The organism is Microbacterium sp. ISL-103, from assembly GCF_018613995.1.
Taxonomy (GTDB): Bacteria; Actinomycetota; Actinomycetes; order Actinomycetales; family Microbacteriaceae; genus Microbacterium.
In genome coordinates, this window is sequence record NZ_JAGGPD010000256.1 from 1 (window position 1) to 10361 (window position 10361).

The 10361-nt window shown below is 66.9% G+C and carries 12 protein-coding genes; 10 read left to right on the plus strand and 2 right to left on the minus strand.

Going from position 1 to position 10361, the window contains the following annotated elements:
- A partial coding sequence (locus J7E68_RS10230) for a peptidoglycan DD-metalloendopeptidase family protein (protein WP_215172260.1) occupies positions 1–453 on the minus strand: 453 nt, incomplete at its 3' end.
- A gap of 305 nt (positions 454–758) precedes the next feature.
- Between J7E68_RS10230 and rpsB the strand changes: the two genes are divergently transcribed.
- The 9 genes from rpsB to J7E68_RS10275 all read left to right on the plus strand — a co-directional run bounded on the left by rpsB (position 759) and on the right by J7E68_RS10275 (position 7472).
- Positions 759–1700, plus strand: a complete 942-nt coding sequence (gene rpsB / locus J7E68_RS10235) for a 30S ribosomal protein S2 (protein ID WP_215172262.1) — start codon at positions 759–761, stop codon at positions 1698–1700.
- Positions 1701–1744: 44 nt separating this feature from the next.
- Positions 1745–2572: a translation elongation factor Ts gene (gene tsf, locus J7E68_RS10240; protein WP_215172264.1), complete on the plus strand. Its 828-nt coding sequence runs from the start codon at positions 1745–1747 to the stop codon at positions 2570–2572.
- 91 nt (positions 2573–2663) lie between these two features.
- The gene (gene pyrH, locus J7E68_RS10245) at positions 2664–3380 is read left to right on the plus strand and encodes a UMP kinase (RefSeq protein WP_215172266.1); all 717 of its coding nucleotides are present in this window, start codon (positions 2664–2666) and stop codon (positions 3378–3380) included.
- A 66-nt stretch (positions 3381–3446) separates the two neighbouring features.
- A complete protein-coding gene (gene frr / locus J7E68_RS10250; protein ID WP_215172269.1) occupies positions 3447–4001 on the plus strand; it encodes a ribosome recycling factor in 555 nt (184 codons plus the stop codon).
- A 5-nt stretch (positions 4002–4006) separates the two neighbouring features.
- Positions 4007–5146 (plus strand): phosphatidate cytidylyltransferase, encoded by a 1140-nt coding sequence (locus tag J7E68_RS10255; protein WP_215172271.1) that lies wholly within the window; start codon positions 4007–4009, stop codon positions 5144–5146.
- Positions 5146–5730, plus strand: coding sequence for a DivIVA domain-containing protein (locus tag J7E68_RS10260; RefSeq protein WP_215172273.1), 585 nt, complete (start codon positions 5146–5148; stop codon positions 5728–5730). The genes J7E68_RS10255 and J7E68_RS10260 overlap by 1 nt, the downstream gene beginning before the upstream one ends.
- A 66-nt stretch (positions 5731–5796) precedes the next feature.
- Positions 5797–6459: a transglycosylase SLT domain-containing protein gene (locus J7E68_RS10265; RefSeq protein WP_311416811.1), complete on the plus strand. Its 663-nt coding sequence runs from the start codon at positions 5797–5799 to the stop codon at positions 6457–6459.
- Between the two features lie 9 nt (positions 6460–6468).
- Entirely contained in the window at positions 6469–6756 is a 288-nt protein-coding gene (locus J7E68_RS10270; protein ID WP_215172274.1) for a hypothetical protein, read from the plus strand.
- The gene (locus tag J7E68_RS10275) at positions 6753–7472 is read left to right on the plus strand and encodes an alpha/beta hydrolase (RefSeq protein ID WP_215172275.1); all 720 of its coding nucleotides are present in this window, start codon (positions 6753–6755) and stop codon (positions 7470–7472) included. The genes J7E68_RS10270 and J7E68_RS10275 overlap by 4 nt, the downstream gene beginning before the upstream one ends.
- On the opposite strand, the gene J7E68_RS10280 is transcribed toward J7E68_RS10275, so the two are convergent.
- A complete protein-coding gene (locus J7E68_RS10280; RefSeq protein ID WP_215172276.1) occupies positions 7469–8530 on the minus strand; it encodes an AI-2E family transporter in 1062 nt (353 codons plus the stop codon). The genes J7E68_RS10275 and J7E68_RS10280 overlap by 4 nt on opposite strands.
- A 178-nt stretch (positions 8531–8708) precedes the next feature.
- On the opposite strand from J7E68_RS10280, the gene J7E68_RS10285 reads away from it, so the two are divergent.
- On the plus strand, positions 8709–10361 hold a 1653-nt coding region (locus tag J7E68_RS10285), incomplete at its 3' end, for a glycosyl transferase (RefSeq protein WP_215172277.1).

Consider the following 10361-nt stretch of genomic DNA (forward strand, 5'->3'; position numbering starts at 1 on the left):
GGCGAGGCGGACGCCGAGATGCAGGGTGCCCGGCCGTGCGTGGCCGCCGACCGCGACGATCCCGCTCTGATCTCCCGCTGCGACCCGCTCACCGGGCTGCAGCGTGGACGTGAGTGGTTCGAAGGTGCCCACGAGAGCGCCTGCGTGCTCCAACGCCAGGAGTGGTCTGGCAACCACTGTGCCCCGGAACGCCACCGTGCCGCCGGCAGGCGCGCGGACGACAGCTCCGACCTCGCTCGTCAGATCGGCACCCCGATGCCCGGCGCCGTACTCGTGCGCGGGAGCCCTGAACGGCGCCGCGACATCATGCGCTCCGGGGAGCGGCCAGCTCCACCGCTGTGCCGGCGAGCCGCCGGGGGGAGCGGTCGGCACCGCATCGGCGTGCGCCGATGCTCCCATCATGAGAGGCACCAGCAGGACGACGATGAAGCTCCATCGGGACCGAACAGTCATGGCGTCATGTTCGCGGGGCTGTGAACACGGCGCGGGACCGTCGGTCGATGGCGCCGGAGTCCGCCGATATACGCCGATCCGGCTGAGTCGTGGAGGGCGAGTGAGGCCGCGGCATCCTGTATGCTGGTGGAGCACCTCGATCTCGAGGTGACTACGCGTGCCCAGAGCGACTCAGGTCGTGGCATCCACTCCCGCAGGTCCTGCTTCAGAGCAGGTGGGTGTGCGCCGGGCACCAGGAAGTTCGATCGTCTGATCGACTTGACAACCTCAACGGCGCAGAACCGCGCCAGAACCAGGAGACGACCATGGCTGTGGTCACCATCCGCCAGCTGCTCGACAGCGGCGTGCACTTCGGACACCAGACCCGTCGCTGGAACCCGAAGGGCAAGCGCTTCATCCTCACCGAGCGCAGCGGCATCCACATCATCGACCTTCAGCAGTCGCTCGGCTACATCGACAAGGCCTACGACTTCGTCAAGGAGACGGTCGCCCACGGCGGCACGATCCTCTTCGTCGGCACGAAGAAGCAGGCGCAGGAGATCCTCGCCGAGCAGGCGACCCGCGTGGGCCAGCCCTTCGTCAACCAGCGCTGGCTCGGTGGACTCCTCACGAACTTCCAGACGATCTCCAAGCGTCTGGCTCGCATGAAGGAGCTCGAGGAGCTCGACTACGAGACCCCGGCGAACAGCGGCTTCACGAAGAAGGAGCTGCTTCTCAAGAAGCGCGAGCTCGACAAGCTGCACAAGTCGCTCGGCGGTATCCGCAACCTCACCAAGACGCCGTCGGCCATCTGGGTCGTCGACGCCAAGCGCGAGCACCTCGCGATCGATGAGGCCAAGAAGCTCGGCATCCCGGTGATCGGAATCCTCGACACCAACGCCGACCCCGATGACTTCCAGTACCCGATCCCCGGCAACGACGACGCGATCCGCTCGGTCTCGCTGCTGACCCGCATCATCGCGGACGCCGCCGCAGAGGGCCTGCAGCAGAAGCACAACCCCGACACGGGTGACGCTGAGCCGCTCGCCGACTGGGAGAAGGAGCTCCTCGAGGCTCCCGTTCAGGAGTCCGCTGACGCCGCTGCCGTCGAGACCGCCGCCGATGAGGCTGCAGTCGTCGAGACGCCCGCCGCCGATGAGACCGCTGCTGACGAGGCCGGCGCCGAGGCGCACGACGAGGCGATCGCCGACGCTTCCGGTGAGGAGACCGCTGAGGTCGCCGCCGCCGAGGCAGCTGACGCCAAGTAATTCCGCGACCACCACACACATCACGAAGCAAGGAGCCACCACACATGGCCAACTTCACCATCGCCGACCTCAAGGCGCTGCGTGAGCAGCTCGGAACGGGAATGGTCGACACCAAGAAGGCGCTCGAGGAGGCTGACGGAGACGTCGAGAAGGCCACCGAGATCCTGCGCCTGAAGGGGGCCAAGGGCAACGCGAAGCGCGCTGACCGTTCGACCAGCGAGGGCCTCATCGTCGCTCGCGAGCAGGAGGGCGCTGTGACGCTCATCGAGCTCGCCTGCGAGACGGACTTCGTCGCGAAGAACGAGCGCTTCATCGCGCTGGCCGACAAGGTCGCCGACGCCGTCGCAGCCGTCAAGGCAGACTCCGTCGAGGCTGCTCTCGCCGCCCAGGCGGGCGACAAGAGCGTCGAGCAGGTCATCTCCGAAGAGGCCGCGATCATCGGCGAGAAGGTCGAACTGCGCCGTGCGCGCACGATCTCGGGCGACAAGGTCGAGGTCTACCTGCACCGCACGAGCAAGGACCTGCCCCCGCAGATCGGTGTCGTCGTCGCCTACTCGGGTGACGATGCCGAGACCGCTCGCAGCATCGCGCAGCACATCTCGTTCGCGAACCCGTCGTACCTCTCCCGCGAGGACGTTCCGTCCGACGCCGTGGAGAAGGAGCGCGAGATCGTCACCGAGATCTCCCGCAACGAGGGCAAGCCGGAGGCGGCTCTGCCCAAGATCGTCGAGGGCCGTGTCTCCGCGTTCATCAAGCAGGTCGCACTGCTCGAGCAGGACTACGCGAAGGACAACAAGCTCTCTGTCGCCCAGGTGGCGAAGGACGCCGGTATCACCGTGACGGACTTCGCGCGCTTCAAGGTCGGCGCGTAACATCGTCGAAGGGGTTCGGATCAACGCGATCCGGACCCCTTCTTCATGCCCAGAAGGCACTATCTTGAATCGGGACGAGAGGATCACCCCCATGACCGAAGGCAACGGACGCCGTCGCGTTCTTCTGAAGCTCTCCGGTGAGGCGTTCGGCGCCGGCCAGCTGGGAGTCAACCCTGATGTCGTCAGTCAGATCGCGCGCGACATCGCGGCTGCCGTCGACCGTGTCGAGATCGCCATCGTGGTCGGAGGCGGCAACTTCTTCCGAGGTGCAGAGCTCAGCCAGCGTGGCATGGACCGCGGTCGCGCGGACTACATGGGCATGCTCGGCACGGTGATGAACGCGCTGGCCCTGCAGGACTTCCTCGAGCAGGCCGGTGCGCCCACTCGGGTGCAGTCCGCCATCTCGATGACCCAGGTCGCCGAGCCCTACATCCCTCTGCGCGCAGAACGCCACATGGAGAAGGGGCGCGTCGTGATCTTCGGCGCGGGCGCAGGCCTTCCCTATTTCTCCACCGACACGGTCGCCGCGCAGCGAGCACTCGAGATCGGTGCACAGGAGGTGCTCGTCGCCAAGAACGGTGTCGACGCGATCTACACCGCCGACCCGAACAAGCACGCGGACGCCGAGCGCATCGAGCGCGTCACGTACCGCGACGCTCTTCAGCGTGGACTCAAGGTGGTGGACTCCACCGCCTTCAGCCTCTGCATGGACAACAACATGGACATGCGGGTCTTCGGCATGGAGCCCAGCGGCAACGTCACCCGTGCGCTGCTCGGCGAGCCGATCGGCACTCTGGTCACCGCCTGAGCGCCTGCCGGTGCCCGAGGGTTCAGCCCGATAGAATTTCAGAACACCCCGACGATAGGAGTAACCGTGATCGCGGATGTCCTCGCTGAAACCACCTCCCGCATGGCACGAGCCGTCGAGGCCGCCAAGGAGGACTTCTCCACGGTGCGCACCGGTCGTGCCAACCCGCAGCTCTTCCAGAAGGTCCTCGTCGACTACTACGGAACGCCGACTCCTCTCGCCCAGCTCGCCTCGCTGGCGAACCAGGAGGCGCGCACCCTCATCATCACGCCGTACGACAAGTCGGCCCTGAAGGCCATCGAGCAGGCGATTCGCGACATGCCCAACCTGGGCGCGAACCCCACGAACGACGGCAACCTCGTTCGCGTGTCGATGCCGGAACTCACGGCGGAGCGCCGCAAGGAGTACGTGAAGCTCGTCAAGACCAAGGCGGAGGACGCCAAGGTGCACGTGCGCGGCATCCGTCGTAAGGCGAAGGACGAGCTCGACGGGCTCAAGAGCGACCTCGGTGAAGACGAGATCGCCCGTGCCGAGAAGGAACTCGACGCCCTCACGCGCCAGCACGTCGACCTCATCGACGACGCACTCAAGCGCAAAGAGGCTGAACTCCTCGAGGTGTAGGCGGTATGTCCGACGAACCCAATGACGACGGTGCCGACAAGCCGCAGACGCGGCGCGAGGTGCGCGACTCGTCGACCACGACGGGCGGCATACCCCTGATCGACGGGGCGTTCCCCGCGTTCGACACCGCGAGCATCCCGCCTCGCCCACCCCTTCCGGCCGAGGAGCCGGTGGTCGTGGTCTCCGCTCTCGACACCGCCGATCACTACGCGATCCGTGAACAGTGGCGCGCTGCGCGTGACGAGTTCGGCAACCACGTGTCGATCGCACGTGGTCAGCTCGACCAGGCGAACGAGCGCATCAAGGAGCGGACGGGTCGCGATCTGATCCTGGCCACGCTGATCGGCCTGGCCTTCGGGGCGGCGCTGCTCGCGTCGCTCCTGTTCATCAAGGTGCTCTTCGTCCCGTTCGCTCTGGCAGCCGCGCTGTTGGGCGTCTACGAGCTGTCGTTGGCCCTGCGCGCGTCGGGTCGTCGGGTCGATGTCGTTCCCCAGTTCATCGCCGCGACCTTGCTGGTGCTCTCCGCCTTCTTCGTGGAGTCGTGGCTCGTCTGGGTCATGCTCTTCCTCGCCGTCGCGTTCGTGATCGTCTGGCGACTCGTCGCTCAGATGGTCGCGAAAGACGGCAGAACCTATGGGGATGTGCTCGCAGATGCCGTGATCGGCGGGTTCGTGCAGATCTACGTCCCGTTCCTCGCCTCGGTGGCGCTGATCCTGTTGAAGCAGGAGGGCGGCCAGTGGTGGGTGCTCAGCTTCATCGCGATCGCCGTCGTCGCCGACACCGGGGCGTACGCCGCAGGCCTGGCGTTCGGCAAGCACCCCATGGCTCCGAGGATCAGCCCGAAGAAGACCTGGGAGGGCTTCTTCGGCGCAGTGATCGGTTCGATCGCTGCGGGTGTGCTGCTCGCGATCTTCCTGTTGCAGCTTCCGTGGTGGATCGGCGTGATCTTCGGCATCGCCATCCTGCTGTCCGCGACACTCGGAGACCTGGGCGAATCCATGCTCAAGCGCGACCTCGGGATCAAGGACATGAGCTCCTGGCTGCCCGGTCACGGGGGACTCCTCGATCGTCTGGACAGCATCCTGCCGTCCACGGTGCCCGCGCTGTGCCTCTACTTCCTCTTCTCCTCTTGGACGGTGCTGTGATGGCTGCTGACGATGTGCAGATCACCGAGGTCGCCGCGGAGGCACCTCCGGCCTTCTCTCTGACGAGCGGGCGCACGCAGGGATATCACCGGGCGGCCGTCGACACCTTCCTCGCCGCAGCGCGCACGGCATTCGAAGACGACGCAGACGACCTCACGGCGGCAGATGTACGGGTCGCCTCGTTCCCCCTCGTCAAGAACGGCTATGTCGTCTCCGAGGTCGATGCCGCACTGGGGCGCGTCGAAGACGCGCTCGCTGCTCGCGCCCGAGACCGTGTCGTACGATCCAGCGGAGCGGGTGCGTGGGTCGAGCAGGCCCGCGAGGACGCACAGGTCATCCTCGACCACCTCGCTCGACCGAAGCGTCAGCGCTTCGCACGCACCGGGTTCCTCACGTTCGGATATCGCATCGACGAGGTCGATCACGTCGCCCTCCGGATCGCCCGCTATCTGCGCGACGGCGATCCCCTGACCGCTGAGCAGCTACGCTCGGCGGCGTTCCGGATGCAACGCGGCGGATACCGCGAGGAGCAGGTCGACGCGCTCCTCGATGCCACCGTCGACGTCATCCTGGCTGTTCGCTGAGCGTTCTTCTGGCCGACTCCGGGACCAGCGGGTAGACTGCCTCCTATCGTGAACTCCCGAAACGACATGACCCCCCACAGAAACGACGTCACGCCGCTGCCTGCGTCGACGACTCTTTCTCCGCGCCAGGGCACCCGGCGCCGAGGCGTCGTGGGGTTCTTGAGCGCCCTCGCGGTGGTCGGGTTCGCGGCGGCGATGGTAGCGCCGACGGGCGTGGCGCTCGCGCAGCAGCCCGTGGATGAGGCTCCCGAATCCCTGTACGCGGCCTCGCTCGCGGAGACTCAGAATCTCACTGTCACCGTCGAAGGCGCAGCGATCGCGCCGATCGAGCGGGGCACCTTCTCCGTCTACGTCAAGCCGAAGCCCAAGCCGAAGCCCGCACCGAAACCTGCGTCATCGGAGTCTTCAGGATCCGATTCGGGTGGGGGAGGACCGCTGTTCTACACCGGCGGCGGAGCCCCCGCAGAGTGGATGGCTGCTGCCGGCATCGCAGAATCCGACTGGGGCTATGTCGACTACATCGTCTCTCGCGAGAGCGGATGGAACCCGAACGCGACGAATGCCTCGTCGGGCGCCTGCGGTCTCGTCCAGGCGCTGCCGTGCAGCAAGGTTCCCGGAAACGGCTACGACCCGGTCGACAACCTTCGCTGGGCGACGGGGTATGCCACGGGACGCTACGGGAGCTGGGCCGGTGCCCACGCCTTCTGGACGAACAACCACTGGTGGTGAGCGGCCCGCATGGCACGCTCCCGCCGACGCCGTCCGGCGCGCCCGGACCCTGAGGACTCGCTCGAGCGCCTGCTGACGTCCTGGAAGCGCACAGAAGTGCGCCGAGGCGCGGAGTGGACGGTTCAGCCGGTGTCCGCCGTCCAGGCTCAGAAGGAGTACACGTGCCCGGGGTGCGGGCGCATCGTCGCTCCGGGAACCCCTCACCTCGTCATCTGGCGCGCCGACGGCGTGCTCGGCGACGCGGCAGACCTCGCCGCACGACGGCACTGGCACACACACTGTTGGAGAATCGCATGAGCATCGAGATCCGCGGCCCACTCGAGCTTCCCGCCGTCCGCGAGGAGATCGAACTCGAGACGGCTGATGAGCTGACGCTGGTGGGAGAGCTCGCGCTTCCCGAGGCGACCGAGCCGGTCGCGACGCTCGTGACTCTGCATCCGCTGCCGACCGCCGGTGGATTCATGGATTCCCACATCATCCGCAAGGCCGCCGCACGCCTTCCGGCACTTGCGGATCTCGCCGTGCTCCGCTTCAACACCAGAGGCACCACCTCATCCCGAGGCACCAGCGACGGCGCCTTCGACGGAGGAGGGGCCGAGCAGTTCGACGTGGCCGCGGCGATGGACTTCGTGCGGGACCGCGGGCTCCCTCGTCCCTGGCTCCTCGGGTGGTCCTTCGGCACCGAGCTCGCGCTCAAATACGGTCGCGAGCACGACATCGAGGGAATCATCCTGCTCTCGCCTCCGCTGCATCGTGCCACGGATGCCGAAGTCGCGGCGTGGGCCGAATCCGACGTCGACGTCGTCGTCCTCGTCCCCGAGCTCGACGACTACCTGCGCCCCGCAGAGGCACGTGAGCGGTTCGCATCGATTCCGCACGCCACTCTGATCGCGGTCGAGGGAGGAAAGCACCTCTGGGTCGGCGAGAGCCAGACCCGAAGGGTCCTCACCGAGGTCGTCGCAGCCGTCAACCCGTCAGCGCTTCCGCTGCCGACGGAGTGGCCCGAGGGCTAGAGCTCGTTCATCCTAGGGATCAGCACCTGGCGGTAGAGGATCAGGATGCTGGCCGCGACGGGGATCGCGATGAGCGCCCCGAGGAGCCCGAGCAGGCTGCCGCCTGCGAGAGCGGCGACCACGACGACCGCGCCGGGCACCGACACCGCTCGGCTCATGATCCTCGGCGAGATCACGTACGCCTCGATCTGCATGTACACGAGGTAGTAGATCGCTGCGGCGATCGCCGTCGCGGGAGAGCCGAGTCCGGGGATCAGGCAGACGAGCACGATGATCGTGGACCCGGTCAGCGTCCCCACGAGCGGGATCAGTGAGAAGAAGAACGCCACGACGGCGAGCACCGCGGGGAACGGGGCATCGATGATCGTGAGGAAGATCATGCTCAGCACGCCGTTGATCACGCCCTGGGTGACCTGCCCCATGACGTAGTAGCCGACGGAGTCGGTGATCTGCTCGGCCAGATCGATGAACCGCTCGCGCTTCGACGCGGGAGCGAGCTGGTAGACCGCACGCTTGAGCGACGGCGTCGAGGCCGTGAGGTAGATCGTCAGGATGAGGATGATGAACGCGCCGAACAGTCCGCTGAGCAGCGCTCCTCCGGCCGCGAGTACGCCTTGACCGATGGACCCGCCGATCTGGGCGAGGTTGGTCTCGAGCCAGTCCGTGACGTAGGCGAAGACATCGTCGACCTTCAGGTTGGGGAAGGTGTCGACCATCCACTGGCGTAGGTCGGGAAGCAGCGAGTCCCGCTGCACGATGGCCGTGATCTGCGCGATGAGCTGGGAGATCTGATCGACGAGAACCGGGATGACGATCAGGATGATCCCGGCGAAGATCCCGAGGACGGCGAGGATCGTGATCAGCACGGCGAGCCAGCGGGGCAGACGCTTGCGCTCGAGGAATGACACGAGGGGGTCCAGACCCAGGCTGAGGAACAGGGCGGTGCCGACGTACAGCAGCACGGTCGACAGGCTCTGCAGGCTTCCGATCAGCAGAATCCCCAACCCCACGCCGAGCGTCGCCACGAGGGCGGTGCGGAACGGGTTGTGGATCTTCATCGCTGCTCCTTGCAAATCCGGATGCTGTCAGGTTATCGACCGGGGGCTCCCTCGCCGTGACGACGTGCCGCGTGCGCGCGAGCGGCCCCTCGTGGGCAACACACAGCTGATTTCGATAGTCTGAAATGTCGAGTGTTGCGACTCGGGCGTGCGTCCGTGTCGTGTGAGGAGACTATTCGTGCGTTTCGTATGGGCCGTCGTGGCCTTCGTGCTGGCTGCGGGACTGATCGCTGCGGGCATAGCTCAGCGAACCATCTTCGTGGGACCGTCGACCCAGACGGTGTCGGTATCGGTCGATGAACCCGCGCCCTTCGTCCTGATGGACGGCGAGGTCCTGAGAGAACATCCCGGCGCTCAGACGCTGCTCGTTCGCGGGGAGGGCGACATCTTCGCGGCCTACGGTCGCACCGCCGACATGCAGGCCTGGCTCGCCGATTCCGCCTACAACCAGGTCTCGGTCGGCGACGGCGGCGACCTCGACGTCGAATACGTCGACCCTGAGGCAGCAGCCGACGCAGGCGACGGCGGCGAGGACCAGACCGCGACGCCGGCTCCGTCCGAGACGCCGGCGGAAGACGGTGCGGCAGAAACGCCCGGCCGTAGCCCGGTCGGGTCCGACCGCTGGCTCGACTCGTTCACCGACACCGACGCGCTCATCGCCGACATGCAGCTTCCCGAGGGGATGAGTCTGCTCATCGCCCACGACGGCACTGTCGACGCTCCCGATGACATCGCCGTGTCGTGGCCGCTCGACAATTCGACTCCGCTCGCCGGCCCGCTCATGGCCGCGGGTGCCGCTGTTCTTCTCGTGGGGCTGATCCTGTACTTCCTCGGCATCCGCCACCAGCGTCGAGGTCGAGGACCGCGAAGGAAGGGCCCTGGCCCGATGCCCGCGACCGAGCCGATCGACGTCGCGCAGCTTCCGCCGGGGGAGCGGTCTGCGATCGAATCCTCATCGCCCGGTTCGCCCGACAGCGCTGCACCGTCAGACGAACAGCAAGCGGCTGATGCCGAGACCGTCGACGGCGATTCCGGATCGTCGGATGCGAACGGCACCGGAGACGAGCGGAGGTCCGACATGCGCGCACAGACTCCCACCCACAGGCGTCGTCTGTTCGCCGTGCCCGCACTCGCTCTGACGGCGGTGCTCGCCACCGGTTGCTCTGCAGATTCCTGGCCCCAGTTCGACGCGGGAACGCCGTCGCCGTCTGCAAGCGCCACGGCGATCGCACCGGACAACCAGAAGCCCCCGGCCGTCACCGAATCCCAGGCGAAGCGGATCCTCCAAGAGGTGTCGGCGACACTCTCCGACGCGGATGCGGCGATGGACATCGACCTCGCAGGAACCCGTCTCGACGGCCCCGCGCTGACCGCCCGCACGACCGAGTACGCGCTGCGTACGGCGCTTCCCGACACGCCTGTGCCGGCGGCGATCCCGACCGACGACGTCGAGGTCGTGCTTCCCGAGGCGACCGACCGGTGGCCGCGCACCGTGCTCCTGCTCTCGAAGAGCGACGGCGACGACACGGTGCCTCCGGTCGTCCTGACGATGACGCAGCAGGATCCCTGGTCGGACTACAAGGTCAACAACATGGCCGAGATGTCGGACGACGCCGTCTTCCCCGAGGTCGCACCCGCCTGGCTCGGTACCTCGCTAGTGCCCGACGACTCGGCATTCCTGACCGTCGCGCCCGGTGAACTCGCGGCGATGTTCTCGGACGTCGTCGATGCGGGGGAGAAGAGCGCGTCGTACGGGATGTTCGACGAGCTCTCGCAGAACCTCGCGCAGTCGATCCGCGACAGCCGCGACGCCGTGGTGAAGAATCTCACT

Coding starts and splice junctions, on each gene's coding strand:
- J7E68_RS10260 (WP_215172273.1), top strand. CDS start 5,146: ATGGCTGCTGACGATGTGCAGATCACCGAGGTCGCCGCGGAGGCACCT.
- J7E68_RS10275 (WP_215172275.1), top strand. CDS start 6,753: ATGAGCATCGAGATCCGCGGCCCACTCGAGCTTCCCGCCGTCCGCGAG.
- J7E68_RS10265 (WP_311416811.1), top strand. CDS start 5,797: ATGACCCCCCACAGAAACGACGTCACGCCGCTGCCTGCGTCGACGACT.
- rpsB (WP_215172262.1), top strand. CDS start 759: ATGGCTGTGGTCACCATCCGCCAGCTGCTCGACAGCGGCGTGCACTTC.
- J7E68_RS10255 (WP_215172271.1), top strand. CDS start 4,007: ATGTCCGACGAACCCAATGACGACGGTGCCGACAAGCCGCAGACGCGG.
- pyrH (WP_215172266.1), top strand. CDS start 2,664: ATGACCGAAGGCAACGGACGCCGTCGCGTTCTTCTGAAGCTCTCCGGT.
- J7E68_RS10270 (WP_215172274.1), top strand. CDS start 6,469: ATGGCACGCTCCCGCCGACGCCGTCCGGCGCGCCCGGACCCTGAGGAC.
- J7E68_RS10280 (WP_215172276.1), bottom strand. CDS start 8,530: ATGAAGATCCACAACCCGTTCCGCACCGCCCTCGTGGCGACGCTCGGC.
- tsf (WP_215172264.1), top strand. CDS start 1,745: ATGGCCAACTTCACCATCGCCGACCTCAAGGCGCTGCGTGAGCAGCTC.